Origin of the sequence: Dryocola clanedunensis (assembly GCF_038405435.1) — a bacterium.
Taxonomy (GTDB): domain Bacteria; phylum Pseudomonadota; class Gammaproteobacteria; order Enterobacterales; family Enterobacteriaceae; genus Dryocola; species Dryocola clanedunensis_A.
Window position 1 is genome coordinate 176664 of the sequence record NZ_JBBYHZ010000003.1, and the last position, 16176, is coordinate 192839.

The window sequence follows — 16176 nt, forward strand, 5'->3', positions numbered from 1 at the left end:
TTTTAAAAACATTTAGGTTTACAAGTATAACGTCAATCAACGGCTAACAACACCCCTTTTGGAGACGCCCCATGGCTCACCACGCTCGCTGGTCAATGTCGCAGGTCACTGCTTTATTTGAAAAACCTTTGCTGGATCTGCTTTTCGAAGCGCAGCAAATCCACCGTCAGCACTTCGATCCCCGGCACGTGCAGGTCAGCACGCTGCTGTCGATTAAAACCGGCGCCTGCCCGGAAGACTGTAAATATTGCCCGCAGAGCGCGCGCTATAAAACCGGGCTGGAGTCGGAGCGGCTGATGGAGGTTGAACAGGTTCTGGACTCCGCTCGCAAAGCCCGCAACGCTGGTTCCACCCGCTTTTGTATGGGCGCGGCCTGGAAGAACCCGAACGATCGTGACATGCCGTATCTGGAGCAGATGGTGCAGGGCGTTCGTGAAATGGGGCTGGAAACCTGCATGACGCTGGGCACGTTAACCGATGCCCAGGCGCAGCGGCTGGCGGCGGCAGGGCTGGATTACTACAACCATAACCTTGACACCTCGCCGGAATTTTACGGCAACATCATCACCACGCGCACCTACCAGGAACGTCTGGATACGCTGGGTAAAGTTCGCGATGCGGGCATCAAAGTGTGCTCCGGCGGGATTGTCGGCCTGGGTGAAACGGTCAAAGACCGGGCGGGCCTGCTGCTCCAGCTGGCGAACCTGCCGACGCCGCCGGAAAGCGTGCCGATCAACATGCTGGTGAAAGTGAAGGGCACGCCGCTTGCGGATAACGACGACGTGGATGCCTTTGATTTTATTCGTACCATTGCGATTGCGCGCATCATGATGCCAGCTTCCTTTGTGCGCCTTTCGGCGGGACGCGAGCAGATGAGCGAGCAGACCCAGGCGATGTGCTTTATGGCGGGCGCAAACTCCATCTTCTACGGCTGCAAGCTGCTCACCACGCCTAACCCGGAAGAGGACAAAGACGTTCAGCTGTTCCGCAAGCTGGGGCTGAACCCGCAGCAGACGACCACGGAAGCAGGGGATAACGAACAGCAGCAGCAGCTGGCCGCTCAGCTGCTCAACGCCGACACCGACAAGTATTACAACGCGGCGGCGAGATGAGCTGGCAGGCCAGAGTTGAACAGGCGCTTGCCGACCGGCGGGCCAGCGACAGTTTCCGCACCCGACAGGTAAACGAGCGGGGAAGCGGACGCTTTCTGGTCGCGAATGGAAAGCAGCACCTCAATTTTTCCAGCAATGACTATCTGGGGCTCAGCCAGCATCCGGAAATTATCCGCGCCTGGCAGGCGGGGGCGGAGAAATACGGCGCAGGCAGCGGCGGCTCCGGGCACGTAACGGGTTACAGCGCCGCGCATTACCAGCTTGAGCAGGAGCTTGCCGGCTGGCTTGGCTACCCTCGCGCGCTGCTGTTTATCTCTGGCTTTGCCGCAAACCAGGCCGTCATCACCGCGCTGGCGCAAAAGCAGGACCGAATCCTTGCGGACAGGCTCAGCCACGCCTCGCTGCTGGAAGCGGCGAGGCACAGCCCGGCGCAGCTGCGGCGATTTGCCCATAACGACGTTCACTCTCTTGCCGATCTTCTCGCCCTGCCTTGTGAAGGCCAGCAGCTGGTGGTGACCGAGGGCGTTTTCAGCATGGACGGCGACCAGGCTCCGCTGGAGGCTATCGCCTCGGCTACGCGTAGCGCGGGTGGCTGGCTGATGGTGGATGACGCGCACGGAATCGGCGTGCTGGGTGATGAAGGTCGGGGGAGCTGTCACCACCGGCAGATCAAGCCTGACCTGCTGGTCATCACGTTCGGTAAGGCCTTTGGCGTGAGCGGGGCGGCGGTATTGTGCAGTAACGATGTCGCAGATTATCTGCTGCAGTTTGCCCGCCATCTCATCTACAGCACCGCTATGCCGCCCGCCCAGGCCACGGCGCTTTCAGCAGCGTTAGCCGTGATTCGCAACGGGGATGAACAGCGTTCACGTCTGCGGGAACACATCGCGCAGTTTCGGGAAGGTGCGGCGCGGCTGCCGCTCGCGCTGATAGATTCCCGGACCGCCATTCAGCCGCTGATAGTTGGGGAAAACGCCCGCACGCTGGAGCTTGCAGCGGGAATGCGTGAACGGGGTTTCTGGCTGACTGCCATTCGGCCACCGACAGTACCGAATGGCAGCGCGCGCCTGCGCGTCACGCTCACTGCCAGCCATACAAGCCGTGATATCGAAACGTTACTGGAGGCGCTGTATGACGAAACCCGTGGATAAACTCGCCGTGGCAAAAGCGTTCGGACGCGCCGCGACTACCTACGACAACTTTGCCGAGCTTCAGCGCCTTAGCGGTAACTATCTTATCAGCCGTCTGGCTGGCGTAACGGCGGCAAAAGTACTGGATGCAGGCTGCGGCACCGGCTGGTTCAGCCGTTACTGGCAGGTGCAGGGCAGCAGCGTGACGGCGCTGGATCTCTCGGCAACCATGCTCAGTCAGGCCCGTGAGAATCAGGCCGCGCAGGTCTATCTGGAGGGCGACATTGAGTCGCTGCCGCTGGCAGACGAGCAGGTGGATCTTGCCTGGAGCAACCTGGCCGTGCAGTGGTGCAGTGACCTGCGCAGAGGGCTGAGCGAGCTTTACCGGGTGACCCGCCCCGGGGGGCGAGTCGCTTTTACCACGGTAGCTGAAGGCTCGCTGCCCGAACTGCATGCGGCATGGCAGGCGGTGGACGACCGTCCGCACGCCAACGCTTTTTTATCGCAAAGCGAGATTGAGACTGCCTGCGCAGGCTGGCGGGCGACAGTCCATTTAGAAGAAATAACCCAGTCTTTTCCGGATGTGATGAGCGCCATGCGCACGCTAAAAGGTATCGGCGCTACGCATCTTCACGACGGGCGTAAAAACGCGCTGATGACCCGTCAGCAGCTACAGCGCCTGAGCCTTGCCTGGCCGCAGCAAAACGGCGAATTTCCGTTAACCTGGCGGCTGGTTTCTGGAGTAATTGAACGTGATTAAAAAATGGTTTGTGACCGGCACGGATACCGAAGTCGGTAAAACGGTGGCCAGCTGCGCCTTATTGCAGGCGGCGGGAATGGCTGGCTATCGTACGGCGGGCTATAAGCCGGTGGCCTCCGGCAGCGAAATGACGCCGCAGGGGATCCGTAATGGAGACGCGCTGGCCCTGCAGCGCAACAGCAATCAGGTTCTCCGCTATGAACAGGTTAACCCTATGGCATTTCTGGAGCCGACCTCCCCGCATATCATCAGCGCGGAGGAGGGCAGGCCAATAAAATTTCCTGCGCTTTCGGCTGGTCTCAACGAACTGTGCCGGTTGGCAGATTGGGTGCAGGTCGAAGGGGCAGGAGGCTGGTTTACGCCTCTTTCTGAAAGCACCACATTTGCTGACTGGGTTATCGAGGAGCAGCTTCCCGTGATTCTGGTTGTTGGCGTTAAGCTTGGCTGTATTAACCATGCCATGTTAACGGCGCGGGCCGTGCAAAGCGCGGGGCTGCCGCTGGCAGGCTGGATTGCCAACGACGTGCAGCCAGCAGGCAAGCGCCACGCGGAATATATGGCCACCCTGAAACGCTTGCTGCCTGCGCCGCTGCTGGGAGAGATCCCTTACCTGCCCGCGCTGGAAGAAAATTCAGCCCTTGGTCACTACCTTGATTTATCCCCGCTTGCGGGCTGATTCGCAATTCTGAGCACTACCTCTGCAACGCCCGAAAATAACTTCGGGCGCTATTTCAGAAAGCTTCCCGGCTCAAAAAACACGCTTCCCGACGTGAACAATAACCTATAAATTATCTGCGCATTAGGGTTGTCATATGACAACTGATGTGGGATATTTATAAGGAGATTTTTATGGCGCGTCGCATCCATCCGCAGAAGGAAATCGAAGCAGCATTAACCTACGCGGAAAGCCAGGGCTGGCGGATACTGCCGGGCGGCTCACACTGCTGGGGAAGAATGTTCTGCCCGTGGAATGATAAAGCCTGTCGCTGCGGGGAGTTTTGCATCAGCTGCATCTGGAGCACGCCGCGAAACGCGGGGAATCATGCCCGGTTGATCAGACGCGTGGTCGACAAGTGTAGCCAGAATGCGGCTGAGGCGGTTAAGCATTAACGACAAGGAGAAAGAGATGTCAGAATTCAGTTTTACGCTGATTTTTACCCTGCCCGAAGGCCAGCAGGATCCCGCCGTCTGGGTAGAAGCTCTGGGAGCAAACGGCTGTGACGACGCGCTGATTGGCATCGGCGTCACCGGACGCATTGCGCTGGATTTTATCCGCGAAGCCCCAACGGCGACGGCGGCCGTGGTCTCCGCTATCGAGGACGTCAAACGCACTGTCCGTGGCGCAGCGCTTGTTGAGGTCACGCCAGACCTGGTGGGGTTAACGGACGTCGCCGAACTGCTGGGCTATTCCCGGCAGTACATGCGCAAGGTCATGGTCAACCGTGCGGCGTTTCCTGCCCCGGTACACGACGGAAAGACCGCGCTGTGGCACCTGGAAAGCGTCCTGCGCTGGCTGCGCCAAAACAAAGTCACGCAGGTGCCTTTACCCTTGCTTGAGCTGTCAGCCGTGACACGGCAGTGCAACCTTCAGCGTGAGCTGGCCGCGTTAGATGCCGCGCTGCAAAACCAGCTGGGTAAGCTGCACTAGCCGGGGCTACGGCTAAGGCGCCATCCAGCTGGCGACAAGCTTATCGTCAAGCAGCTCAACCTTGCCCTGCGCCACGTTGCGGCCACGGTGCAGCAGGCAAAACCGGTCGGCGACGCGGCGGATGAACGATAGCCGCTGCTCGACAAGCAGTATCGTCAGGCCAAAGTCACGGTTCAGGCGGCGGATAATTCCGCCCAGCTCCTGGATGAAACGCTGTCCGCTCCCCAGCGTCGGTTCATCCAGGATCAGCAGCTTTGGCTCCGTAACCAGCGCCCTCGCCAGGGCGAGGCGCTGCTGTAAATCATTTTGCAGCTCACCCCCTCTGACGTGGCGCAGGGAATAGAGCTCGGGGAAGAGCTGGTAAACCATATCGGGGATGGCGCGGGCGTGCTCGTTGCCCGCCAGCAGGGCTATTTGCAGGTTCTCCTCCACGCTCAGCTGCGAAAATATTCGCCGTTCCTGTGCCACATAGCTCATCCCCAGCGCGGCACGGTCCTCAACGGGTCTGGTCAGCAGATTCTGGGGCGGCAGGCCCGCCTCATTCCAGATAATGCTGCCGCTTTCCACCGGCAGGTAGCCGGTAATGCAGTTTACCAGCGTGGTCTTACCCATGCCCGGCGCACCCAGCACGCAGGTGCATTCTCCTTTGCTCAGCTCCAGATCGAGATTCCACAGAATGTGGTTCTCGCCATAGAACTGGTTAACGGCGCGTAAACTCAACATGCGTCAGCTCCTCAACACAGGGTTAAACTTCATTAAGCCGCTTAGCGCTTCTGACCTGCTCTGAACCCCTCAAACCCTGGCCTCCTGCATCTCTCCCGAGGGAGGGGTTAAGTTCAGTCGTTAAGCAGTGCAATTCCCTTGCCATCTTCTTAAGGCAGGGCAGGAACGGTGCAAGTTTGAGAATAGCCTCATAAATTCGGGTGAGTGTGCCTGTGCAGGCTAATACTTAGCCGTTTCGCTGCACTTTAGCAGTGCCGATGGGTTATCGATTTTGGTGCAGAAGAACAATGCGAAACGGCGGCGATATATCCCGGATTTGTGAGCGATCTCATACCGCGCCACCGGTCAAAAACCGGGCTTTAAAAGGTAAAAAAATTTGGGAAAAAATTTTTTAGGTCAGAAAACACGGTTTGTGAGGTTTTTTGCGAGCGGCTACCCAAAAGGCCTGGAAGGAGTTATCCACTATTCCTGTGGATAACCTTGTGCATTAGAGTTAGAAAACTAGCGGTGAACGAGAGCGGGCGCGGCCTGCGCGCAAATTGGCGCGAAACCGGTCTTTTGCATTTTATCCTTTTAAATTAGCTGGTTACATAAAAGCAATCCGTGTAAGAAAAGTGTCAAATATCCCGCCCCCGCCGACATGACGCTGCTTGACAAATGTTAAATACCAAAAAAATCTGGGGATAACCGCCTGCTGATAGTGATAAATTCCGCCATTGTAGAAATTGCGCGCAAAGTGCGCCGTTATTTGCGCCGCTAATCCACTTCTGCCTATGCGTAACTGGTTTTTCATCCAGTATTATTTACTGGCAAAATTTCCCGGGGCGAGTAAAATTATCCTCCGGCCCGCGAGTTCTTCACCAGGTAGCCCCGCATGAGTAAAGCGTTCAAACTAAATTCCGCATTCAAACCTTCAGGCGATCAGCCTGAGGCCATTCGTCGTCTGGAAGAGGGGCTGGAAGATGGCCTTGCCCATCAGACGCTGCTGGGGGTAACCGGCTCAGGGAAAACCTTCACCGTGGCAAACGTGATTGCGGATTTGCAACGCCCCACCATGGTGCTGGCACCTAACAAAACCCTCGCGGCACAGCTTTATGGCGAGATGAAAGAGTTCTTCCCGGACAATGCGGTCGAGTTCTTCGTCTCCTACTACGACTACTACCAGCCGGAAGCCTACGTTCCCAGCTCCGACACCTTCATTGAAAAAGACTCCTCCGTTAACGAACACATCGAACAGATGCGCCTGTCGGCGACCAAGGCGCTGCTGGAACGCCGCGATGTTATCGTGGTGGCGTCCGTCTCGGCGATCTACGGTCTGGGCGATCCGGATCTCTATCTGAAGATGATGCTGCACCTTACCAAAGGGATGATCATCGATCAGCGTTCGATTCTGCGCCGTCTCACGGAGCTGCAGTATGCCCGCAACGACCAGGCTTTCCAGCGCGGCACCTTCCGCGTTCGCGGTGAGGTAATAGATATCTTCCCGGCGGAATCTGACGATCTGGCGCTGCGCGTGGAACTGTTCGACGAAGAGGTCGAGCGCCTTTCGCTGTTTGACCCGCTTACGGGCCAGGTCGATCAGGCTATTCAGCGCTTCACGGTTTACCCAAAAACCCACTACGTCACGCCGCGTGAACGCATTCTGCAGGCGATGGAAGAGATCAAGGTCGAGCTGGCGGACAGGCGTAAGGTGCTGCTGGCCAACAATAAACTGCTGGAAGAGCAGCGTTTAACCCAGCGTACGCAGTTTGACTTAGAGATGATGAACGAGCTGGGCTACTGCTCGGGCGTGGAAAACTACTCGCGCTTCCTCTCCGGCCGTGGGCCAGGGGAAGCGCCGCCAACGCTGTTTGACTACCTGCCTGCGGATGGCCTGCTGGTGGTGGACGAATCTCACGTGACCATCCCGCAGATTGGCGGCATGTATCGCGGTGACCGGGCGCGTAAAGAGACGCTGGTGGAGTACGGCTTCCGCCTGCCTTCGGCGCTGGATAACCGTCCGCTTAAATTTGAAGAGTTTGAGGCGCTGGCGCCGCAGACGATCTACGTGTCCGCAACGCCCGGCAACTACGAGCTGGAGAAATCCGGCGATGAAATCGTCGATCAGGTTGTTCGCCCAACCGGGCTGCTGGATCCGATCATTGAAGTGCGCCCGGTGGCGACCCAGGTGGACGATCTGCTCTCGGAGATCCGTAAACGCGTTGAAATTAACGAGCGCGTGCTGGTGACCACGCTCACCAAACGCATGGCGGAAGATCTCACCGAATATCTGGAAGAGCACGGCGAAAAGGTGCGCTATCTGCACTCAGATATCGATACGGTAGAGCGTATGGAAATTATCCGCGATTTGCGCCTTGGGGAGTTCGACGTGCTCGTCGGCATCAACCTGCTGCGTGAGGGGCTGGATATGCCGGAAGTCTCGCTGGTGGCGATTCTGGACGCGGATAAAGAAGGCTTCCTGCGCTCGGAGCGGTCGCTAATCCAGACCATCGGCCGTGCGGCGCGTAACGTTAACGGTAAAGCTATTCTCTACGGTGACAAAATTACCCCGTCCATGGCGAAGGCAATTGGCGAAACGGAACGTCGTCGCGAGAAGCAGCAGCGCTATAACGAAGAAAACGGCATTACGCCGCAGGGCCTGAACAAGAAGGTGGTGGATATCCTGCAGCTTGGCGAAGGGATGGCGAAAACCAAAGGCCGCATGAAGAGCAAAGCGCGCAGCGTGATTGAAGACGATGAAATCATCCTCACGCCGAAAGCGCTGCAGCAGAAAATCCATCAGCTGGAAGCGAAAATGCTGGAGCATGCCCAGAACCTGGAGTTCGAAGAGGCGGCACAGCTTCGCGATCAGCTGCACCAGCTGCGGGATCTGTTTATTGCGGCATCATGAGTACAGTGTCGGGTGACGCTTTCGTTTTCCCCCTCTCCCTTTTAGGGAGAGGGCCGGAATGAGGGTAAAATCATCCCAGCTGCTGAATCGCCTTCTCCAGCGCCTGGCGCAGCAGCAGCCGATCATGGCGGTAGGGGATATCGCTGGCCTCCAGCGGCTCCTGAATAACCACGCGGTCCTGCACGTCTGACACATCCACGTGCGGGCCAACCACCACAGCGTCAATAATCCGCTTGCCGATCCGCTGCTCCATAATTTCCAGCTTCTCTTTCAGGCTCAGGCTGGCCGCCGCCACGCTCAGCTCGCGCCCGAGGTTACCGATATACACCACCGGGGCAGGCGTCCGGCGCAGCGCCTGGTCCATATCCTCCAGCAGCAGCAGCGGCATCAGGCTGGTGTAAAAACTCCCCGGGCCAATCAGAATCAGATCCGCTTCGGCAATGGCTTCCACCGCTTCGCGCGTCGCATGGGCTGTTGGATAAAGCATCAGCTCCTGAGGAGGGGAAGCCAGGTTGTCGATATTCACCTCACCATAGACAAAATGCCCGTCCGCGTCGGTGGCCATCAAATCAACCGGCTGTTCGGACATCGGAATCAACAAAGCATCCACTTTTAACAGGTTGCGAATGAGATTTATGGCCTCAAGAGGCCGCACGCTCAGGTGATCCAGCGCCTTTAACATCAAATTTCCGAGGTTATGCCCCGAAAGCTCGCCGTTACCGCCAAAACGATACTCAAACATCGCCGATGCGACGCTGGGCTCGGTAATTAACTGATTTATACAGTTACGCATATCGCCCCAGGCAATTCCTCCTTCGGAGCGTCGAATGCGTCCCGTGGAGCCGCCGTTATCGGTGGTGGTGACGATACCCGTCAGGCGTGAACCCATGGAGGACAGGGAGGACATCACCCGGCCAAGGCCGTGCCCCCCGCCGAGTGCAACCACCCGATCAAGATCCGCAAATGTGCGACTGCGCATAGCTATTCCTTATGTCGAACTCTCCGGCCTAAGGTAGCGTAAAAGCGTTAAAAAGACGATGCAGGCTCGGAGGTTAATGATGTATATCAAGGTAAAAGTTAGCTTTTCGCGTACTCTGAGGCTAAATTAAACGATTAGTTCGTTATGTATATGTTTATATAGCGAAAGCTGCTATGGCGAACCTCTCGCTGACGCGCTACTATCGTTAAACACACACTAAGCCTCTGGACCTAACTCGCAAGATACGGTGCTTTGGCCGTGGCCCTCCCGGTCACCAGGGTGCAGAAAGAAATGCCTGCATCTCCCGTATTTGGAAAGGTGTTTATGGCTTCACAACTGACCGATGCGTTTGCGCGCAAGTTCTTCTATCTGCGTCTGTCCATTACGGACGTCTGCAACTTCCGTTGCAACTACTGCCTGCCCGACGGCTACAAGCCGCACGGCGTGGCGAACAAAAGCTTCCTTAACGTCGATGAGATTCGCCGCGTTACCCGCGCCTTTGCCGCGCTGGGGACGGAAAAAGTCCGTCTGACCGGGGGCGAACCCTCTTTACGCCGTGATTTCCCCGAAATTATTGCTGCCGTGCGTGAAAACGCGGCTATTCGTCAGCTGGCGGTGACCACCAATGGCTATCGCCTGGCCCGTGACGTGCAGCAGTGGCGCGACGCGGGGTTAACAGCCGTTAACGTCAGCGTCGACAGCCTCGACGCCCGCCAGTTTCACGCCATTACCGGGCAGGACAAATTCCGCCAGGTGATGGAAGGCATCGACGCCACTTTTGCCGCCGGGTTCAAAAAGGTCAAAGTGAACACGGTGCTGATGCGCGGCGTGAACAGCCACGAGCTGGACACCTTCCTGGCGTGGATCAAACCGCGTCCCATCCAGCTGCGCTTCATCGAGCTGATGGAAACGGGCGACGGCGGCGAGCTGTTCCGTAAATTTCACATCTCCGGCACCACGATTCGCGACCAGCTGCTGCAGCGCGGCTGGGTACGCCAGCTCAGCGGGCGCAGCGACGGCCCGGCGCAGGTCTTCTGCCATCCGGACTATCAAGGCGAAATTGGTCTTATCATGCCCTATGAAAAAGACTTCTGTGCCACCTGCAACCGCCTGCGCGTCTCTTCCGTCGGCAACCTGCATCTCTGCCTGTTCGGCGAGGGGGGCATCTCCCTGCGCGACCTGTTAGCGGACGATGCGCAGGGCGAGGCGCTCGAAGCGCGCATCTCGTCGGTGCTGGCCCAGAAAAAGCAGACCCATTTCCTGCATGACGGTCATACCGGCATCACACAAAACCTGTCCTATATTGGTGGATAGCGTCAAAAATTAAGGAGAATAAGTATGAGTCAGGTAAGCGAAGCGTTTATCCCGGCGCGTATTGCCATTTTGACGGTCTCCGGCCGCCGTACCGAAGAGGATGACACCTCGGGGCATTATCTGCGTGAGTCCGCCACCGAAGCGGGGCACGAGGTGGTCGACAAAGCCATTGTGAAAGAGAACCGTTATGCGATCCGCGCCCAGGTATCGCAGTGGATAGCCAGTGAAAGCGTGCAGGTTGTGCTGATCACCGGCGGCACAGGTTTTACCGACGGCGACCAGGTGCCTGAAGCGCTTTTACCGCTTTTTGATCGAGAGATCGAAGGTTTTGGCGAGCTGTTCCGCATGCTTTCCTACGAAGAGATCGGCACCTCCACGTTGCAGTCCCGTGCCGTAGCGGGTATTGCCAACCGTACGCTGATATTTGCCATGCCGGGCTCAACGAAAGCCTGCCGCACCGCATGGGAAAACATCATTCTTCAGCAGCTGGATGCCACCCAGCGTCCCTGCAACTTCCATCCCCACATCAAGAAATAGACTATGTCGCAACTGACCCATATTAACGCCGCTGGCGAAGCGCACATGGTGGACGTTTCCACTAAAAACGAGACCGTGCGCGAAGCCCGCGCCGAAGCCTTTGTCACCATGCAGGCCGCTACGCTTGCGATGATTGTCGACGGTAGCCACCACAAAGGTGACGTCTTTGCCACCGCGCGTATCGCCGGGATTCAGGCCGCTAAGCGTACGTGGGAGCTGATCCCGCTGTGCCATCCGCTGCTGCTGAGCAAAGTGGAAGTTAACCTGGAAGCCGAAACTGAGCACAGCCGTGTGCGCATCGAAGCCGTTTGCCGCCTGACGGGGAAAACCGGCGTTGAGATGGAAGCGCTAACCGCAGCCTCCGTAGCCGCGTTAACCATTTACGACATGTGCAAGGCCGTGCAGAAAGACATGGTCATCGGCCCGGTTCGTCTGCTGACCAAAAGCGGCGGCAAATCCGGCGACTTTAAGGCGGCAGATCATGATTAACGTTTTGTTCTTTGCCCAGGTTCGCGAGCTGGTGGACTGCGACAACCTTCAGGTTGAAGCAGCCTTTGCCGACGTAGAACAGCTGCGTGAGCATCTTGCAGCCAGAAGCGACCGCTGGGCGCTGGCGCTGGAATCCGGCAAGCTGCTGGCAGCGGTAAACCAGACGTTGGTGAGCTTTGACCATCAGCTAAAAGACGGCGACGAAGTGGCCTTCTTCCCACCGGTGACGGGAGGCTGAGATGAGCGAAAACACCCGTATCCGCGTCGGCCATGAAAATTTCAGCGTTGGCGATGAGTATCAGTGGCTGTCGCAGTGCGACGAAGACGGCGCGGTTGTCACCTTCACCGGCAAAGTGCGCAACCACAATCTGGGCGACAGCGTGAAGGCGTTAACCCTGGAGCACTATCCGGGCATGACGGAAAAAGCGCTGGCGGAAATCGTGGAAGAGGCGCGCGAGCGCTGGCCGCTGCAGCGCGTTTCGGTTATCCACCGTATCGGTGAGCTGTGGCCAGGCGATGAGATAGTCTTTGTCGGCGTAACCGGCGCGCACCGCAGCTCGGCGTTTGAAGCCGCCCAGTTCATTATGGATTATCTGAAAACCCGCGCGCCGTTCTGGAAGCGGGAGGCCACGCCGGAAGGGGATCGCTGGGTTGAAGCCCGGGACACGGACAAGCAGGCGGCGAAACGCTGGTAACATGCACCCGCGTGCAGTTGTGTTAATCTTATACATGGTAGGCTTTCTAGCCTGAAATTAGGTCAACGTAATTTACTTGAGGAAGCATCATGGATCGATTCCCCCGCTCCAATGACACTATAGTTCAGCATGCGCGAACTGGTTTGCAGGCCTATATGGCGCAGGTCTATGGCTGGATGACCTGCGGGCTGCTGCTTACCGCGTTTGTTGCCTGGTATGCCGCCAACACCCCGGCGGTGATGGAATTCGTCTTCTCCAGCAAAATCACCTTCTTCGGTTTGATTATTGTCCAGCTGGGCCTGGTGTTCGTGCTGTCCGGCATGGTGCATAAGCTGAGCGCCGGTATGGCGACCACGCTGTTCATGCTCTATTCCGCGCTGACGGGCCTGACGCTCTCCAGCATCTTTATCGTCTACACCTATTCGTCCATTGCCAGCACCTTCGTGGTGGCGGGCGGCATGTTTGGTGCCATGAGCCTTTACGGCTATACCACCAGGCGTGACCTGAGCGGCTTCGGCAATATGCTGTTTATGGCGCTGATCGGTATCGTGCTGGCGTCGCTGGTAAACATCTGGCTGAAAAGCACGGCGCTGATGTGGGCGGTCACCTACATCGGGGTAATTGTGTTTGTGGGCCTGACGGCGTACGACACGCAAAAGCTGAAAAACATCGGCGAGCAGATTGACGTGCGCGACACGCAGAATATGCGCAAGTATTCCATTCTTGGCGCGCTGACGCTGTATCTGGACTTCATCAACCTGTTCCTGATGCTGCTGCGTATTTTCGGCAACCGTCGCTGATCGCAGGCTTATCCGCCCTACGGAGCTGTAGGGTGGATAAGCATTAGCGTCATTCACCGCTAGCTATTCTCTCCGAGCTTCCTTTCGTTCTTCGCCCGCAGCTTTTTCGCCCGGCTTTCCAGCCCTAAATAGCAGACAATCGCCAGCAGCAGCGGGGCGATGAAATAGAGCAGGCGATAGGCCAGCAGCGCGGCGATAATCGTGCCGTGGCTGACGTGTTCACCCGCCAGCAGCGCAATAAATACCGCCTCCAGCACGCCGATACCCGCCGGGATATGCACGATAACGCCCGCGATACTGCTCACCAGCAGCACGCCCAGCACGAAGAAGTAGTTCACCTCCTGGCCCAGCAGCAGCCAGATAATCGCCCCCATCACCATCCAGTTGGCGCTGGAGATAACCAGCTGCGCGAGGGCAAATTTAAAGGATGGCAGGACGAGCCGCTGGCCCCTGATCGTCGCGTGACGATGCTTAGCAAACGCGCAGAACCACAGGTAAACCGCGATAAACGCCAGCAGGACGACGCCCAGAATGCGCAGCGTTCCCTCTTCGATATACCAGTGGTCCGGCAGCTGCACTACGCCGACGGTGAAAATCACCCCTGCCAGCACGATGTAGCCGAGCCAGTTCGTAGAGATGCTTAGCGAGAATATTCGCGTAATGGTGGCGCTGGGCAGGCCCAGGCGGGAGTAGAGCCGGTAGCGCATACCGATGCCGCCCACCCAGGTGCTCAGCGTCAGGTTGAAGGCGTAGCAGATAAACGACACCAGCATAACCTGCCGTTTGGCCAGCTTATGGCCGCAGTAGGCGCGCGCGAGCAGATCGTAACAGCCGTAAAGGAGGTAGCTGAGGATCACCAGCCCGACGGCGCTGAACAGCACGAGGCGGTTATAGTTGCGGATGACCTTCCACACTTCCTCCCAGTCCACTTTGGTGGCGTACACCACGAGCAGCACGATCACCGCGATAAAAAAGAGCCAGGTGAGGATTTTCTTTGCTTTCCGCCATTTAGGGTGCGAGTGAGACATCAGAATTTCACCCCCTGATTATCCGTCTCCACCCGATCCTGCGTCTCGATTTCGGGCTGCACCGGAGGCTTTACTAACGAAAGGCGCGGAGTATGCGCGGGCAGCCAGCCGACCATCGCCGGGAAGTGGCGCAGGAAGTGGAACGCCAGCACGCTTTTCCCCAGGTTCCACCAGGTGCGCTTAGGCACCATAGTTTCATCCACCCGCTTGCTGTCGTTGGCGATAAGCCCGCTGAGGTTTTCACGCAGCTCCGCGTTGAACGCTTTATCGTAGATAATCAGGTTCGCTTCCAGGTTCAGCGACAGGCTAAGGGGATCGAGATTGCTGGATCCCACCGTCGCCCAGTGATCGTCCATAATCGCCACCTTGCCGTGCAGCGGACGCCGGGTGTATTCGTATATTTCAACGTTGGACTTCACCAGATAGTTATAGAGCAGGCGGGCGCCCACCTTCACGATCGGCATATCCGGCTCGCCCTGAACCACCAGCTTCACTTTTACGCCACGGCGTGAGGCATTGCGCATTGCATGCAGCAGGCGGTAACCCGGGAAGAAATAGGCGTTGGCAATAATCACTTCCTGCTTCGCGTTGCTGAGCATCTTCAGGTAGTAACGTTCGATATCGTCGCGGTGCTCGTTGTTATCACGCCAGACAAACAGCGCCTGCGCCTCGCCCGGCGTCAGGTTTTCATGGGCGCTGTTATGGCGACGACCCCACCAGCGGCGAGGATTTTCCTCACCGGGCAGGTTTGAGATCACGTACTGGTAGATGTCCTGCACCACCGGGCCTTCCACCTTAACGGCGTAGTCCTGTTTGGCTTCCGGACCGTAATCAATCATATGCTCAGCGGAATAGTTGATCCCGCCAACAAACGCCAGTTCGCCATCCACCACAACGATTTTGCGGTGCATGCGGCGGAACAGGTTGGTGCGCATGCCAAAAATCAGCGGGCGGGGATCGTAATAGCGGAACATCACGCCCGCGGTGGTTAACTCGCTGACGAAACTGTCGCTCAGATCGGGCGAGCCGTAGCCGTCCAGCAGCACCTCCACGCTCACGCCGCGACGGGCAGCGTCCAGAATCACCTCATGAAGCTGCTTGCCCACGTCGTCTTCAAACCAGATAAACGTTTCCAGGATCACTTTGCTGTTTGCTTGTCGGATGGCCTCGAAGACCGCCGGGAAAAAGGCATCGCCGTTCTCCAGCAGCTCAATACGGTTGCCGTCACGCCAGTTATTTTTCATACATGGATCTCCACGGCGAGGGGGGCATGGTCTGACAGATGCCGCCACTGACGTAAATTAAGCGTGGCGGGCGCGCTGACAGAGGCATGTTTTACGTAGATACGGTCAAGGCGAAGCAGCGGGAAACCCGCCGGGAAGGTGCGCGCGGGGCGACCCCAGGCGCGGGTAAATACCTCGTCCAGGCTGGCTTCTTTTTTCAACATATGGCTCGCTTTCTGACGCCAGTCGTTAAAGTCCCCGGCCACCACAACCGGTTCGCCTTCTGGCAGCTCGTTGACCAGCTTACACAGCATGGCGAGCTGCGCCTGGCGGTGCTCCTCGCGCAGGCCAAGATGCACGCAGATAACGTGCACGCGCAGGTTGCTGTCCGGCACGGTCATCTGACAGTGGAGCATGCCGCGCTTTTCGTGACCCTCAACGGAGATATCCCGGTTGTCGTAATGAATGATGGGGAAGCGGGAAAGTATCGCGTTGCCGTGGTGGCCTTCGGGATAAACAGCGTTCCGCCCGTAGGCAAAATCTTCCCAGACCGTATCCGCCAGAAACTCATAGTGGCTGGTCTCCGGCCAGTGTTCAAAGCGCACCGAGTGGGCCTCATGCGCCCCCATCACCTCCTGAAGGCAGACAATATCCGCAGATACCGTGCGTATCGCGTCGCGCAGCTCCGGCAAAATAAAGCGCCGGTTGAAGGTGGTAAAGCCTTTGTGTGTATTTATCGTGAGCACTTTAAAAGAAAAGCGCGGAGTATGATGTGCCATGCCGCTCCCGGTCTTATTCGTTATCCTGATGAAAATAAAGTGTAGTCTTTGTCACAAAAAGAGGGCGGG

At 57.6% G+C, this 16176-nt stretch carries 18 protein-coding genes and 1 riboswitch; of the genes, 13 read left to right on the forward strand and 5 right to left on the reverse strand.

The annotated features are described in order from the left end of the window. Window positions 1-71 precede the first annotated feature (71 nt). The 6 genes from bioB to AAE045_RS08460 all read left to right on the forward strand — a co-directional run bounded on the left by bioB (window position 72) and on the right by AAE045_RS08460 (window position 4650). Window positions 72-1112 (forward strand): biotin synthase BioB, encoded by a 1041-nt coding sequence (gene bioB / locus AAE045_RS08435; RefSeq protein WP_455547328.1) that lies wholly within the window; start codon window positions 72-74, stop codon window positions 1110-1112. Then, window positions 1109-2263, forward strand: coding sequence for an 8-amino-7-oxononanoate synthase (bioF, locus tag AAE045_RS08440; protein ID WP_455547329.1), 1155 nt, complete (start codon window positions 1109-1111; stop codon window positions 2261-2263). The genes bioB and bioF overlap by 4 nt, the downstream gene beginning before the upstream one ends. Next, complete coding sequence (gene bioC, locus AAE045_RS08445) at window positions 2244-3002, forward strand: malonyl-ACP O-methyltransferase BioC (RefSeq protein ID WP_455547330.1); 759 nt, start codon at window positions 2244-2246, stop codon at window positions 3000-3002. Before bioF ends, bioC begins: the two co-directional genes overlap by 20 nt. Next, window positions 2995-3678, forward strand: a complete 684-nt coding sequence (bioD, locus tag AAE045_RS08450) for a dethiobiotin synthase (protein ID WP_455547331.1) — start codon at window positions 2995-2997, stop codon at window positions 3676-3678. The genes bioC and bioD overlap by 8 nt, the downstream gene beginning before the upstream one ends. A 173-nt stretch (window positions 3679-3851) precedes the next feature. Next, window positions 3852-4112, forward strand: a complete 261-nt coding sequence (locus AAE045_RS08455; RefSeq protein WP_455547332.1) for a hypothetical protein — start codon at window positions 3852-3854, stop codon at window positions 4110-4112. Window positions 4113-4128: 16 nt separating this feature from the next. Further along, window positions 4129-4650, forward strand: a complete 522-nt coding sequence (locus AAE045_RS08460; RefSeq protein ID WP_455547333.1) for a helix-turn-helix transcriptional regulator — start codon at window positions 4129-4131, stop codon at window positions 4648-4650. Between the two features lie 12 nt (window positions 4651-4662). Here the strand turns inward: AAE045_RS08460 and AAE045_RS08465 are convergent, their stop codons facing one another. Further along, on the reverse strand, window positions 4663-5373 hold the full coding sequence (locus AAE045_RS08465) for an ABC transporter ATP-binding protein (RefSeq protein WP_455547334.1): 711 nt from the start codon (window positions 5371-5373) through the stop codon (window positions 4663-4665). Window positions 5374-6247: 874 nt separating this feature from the next. Between AAE045_RS08465 and uvrB the strand changes: the two genes are divergently transcribed. Beyond that, window positions 6248-8263, forward strand: coding sequence for an excinuclease ABC subunit UvrB (uvrB, locus tag AAE045_RS08470; RefSeq protein WP_455427444.1), 2016 nt, complete (start codon window positions 6248-6250; stop codon window positions 8261-8263). A gap of 70 nt (window positions 8264-8333) precedes the next feature. Here uvrB and AAE045_RS08475 read toward each other — a convergent pair whose 3' ends face one another. Continuing rightward, entirely contained in the window at window positions 8334-9242 is a 909-nt protein-coding gene (locus AAE045_RS08475; RefSeq protein ID WP_455547335.1) for a gluconeogenesis factor YvcK family protein, read from the reverse strand. Between the two features lie 202 nt (window positions 9243-9444). Then, window positions 9445-9579: riboswitch (molybdenum cofactor riboswitch) on the forward strand. Between AAE045_RS08475 and moaA the strand changes: the two genes are divergently transcribed. From moaA to AAE045_RS08505, 6 genes are all read left to right on the forward strand, one after another. Beyond that, complete coding sequence (gene moaA, locus AAE045_RS08480) at window positions 9567-10556, forward strand: GTP 3',8-cyclase MoaA (protein ID WP_455547336.1); 990 nt, start codon at window positions 9567-9569, stop codon at window positions 10554-10556. (Overlaps the previous riboswitch by 13 nt.) Window positions 10557-10580: 24 nt before the next feature. Then, entirely contained in the window at window positions 10581-11093 is a 513-nt protein-coding gene (gene moaB, locus AAE045_RS08485) for a molybdenum cofactor biosynthesis protein B (protein ID WP_455547337.1), read from the forward strand. A gap of 3 nt (window positions 11094-11096) precedes the next feature. Beyond that, window positions 11097-11582, forward strand: coding sequence for a cyclic pyranopterin monophosphate synthase MoaC (moaC, locus tag AAE045_RS08490; protein WP_455547338.1), 486 nt, complete (start codon window positions 11097-11099; stop codon window positions 11580-11582). Next, window positions 11575-11820 carry a molybdopterin synthase sulfur carrier subunit gene (moaD, locus tag AAE045_RS08495; RefSeq protein WP_455547339.1) on the forward strand — a complete coding sequence of 82 codons (246 nt, stop codon included), beginning with the start codon at window positions 11575-11577 and terminating at the stop codon, window positions 11818-11820. Before moaC ends, moaD begins: the two co-directional genes overlap by 8 nt. A gap of 1 nt (window position 11821) precedes the next feature. Beyond that, window positions 11822-12277 (forward strand): molybdopterin synthase catalytic subunit MoaE, encoded by a 456-nt coding sequence (gene moaE / locus AAE045_RS08500; protein WP_455547340.1) that lies wholly within the window; start codon window positions 11822-11824, stop codon window positions 12275-12277. 89 nt (window positions 12278-12366) lie between these two features. Then, window positions 12367-13077: a Bax inhibitor-1/YccA family protein gene (locus AAE045_RS08505; protein WP_202303864.1), complete on the forward strand. Its 711-nt coding sequence runs from the start codon at window positions 12367-12369 to the stop codon at window positions 13075-13077. Window positions 13078-13136: 59 nt separating this feature from the next. Here the strand turns inward: AAE045_RS08505 and AAE045_RS08510 are convergent, their stop codons facing one another. Genes AAE045_RS08510 through AAE045_RS08520 form a run of 3 tightly spaced genes read right to left on the reverse strand, consistent with a single transcriptional unit; the run spans window position 13137 to window position 16107 of the window. Continuing rightward, the gene (locus AAE045_RS08510) at window positions 13137-14105 is read right to left on the reverse strand and encodes a lysylphosphatidylglycerol synthase domain-containing protein (RefSeq protein ID WP_455547341.1); all 969 of its coding nucleotides are present in this window, start codon (window positions 14103-14105) and stop codon (window positions 13137-13139) included. Further along, window positions 14105-15349 carry a cardiolipin synthase ClsB gene (clsB, locus tag AAE045_RS08515; RefSeq protein ID WP_455547342.1) on the reverse strand — a complete coding sequence of 415 codons (1245 nt, stop codon included), beginning with the start codon at window positions 15347-15349 and terminating at the stop codon, window positions 14105-14107. Before clsB ends, AAE045_RS08510 begins: the two co-directional genes overlap by 1 nt. Further along, complete coding sequence (locus AAE045_RS08520; RefSeq protein ID WP_455547343.1) at window positions 15346-16107, reverse strand: endonuclease/exonuclease/phosphatase family protein; 762 nt, start codon at window positions 16105-16107, stop codon at window positions 15346-15348. The genes clsB and AAE045_RS08520 overlap by 4 nt, the downstream gene beginning before the upstream one ends. Between the last annotated feature and the right edge of the window lie 69 nt (window positions 16108-16176).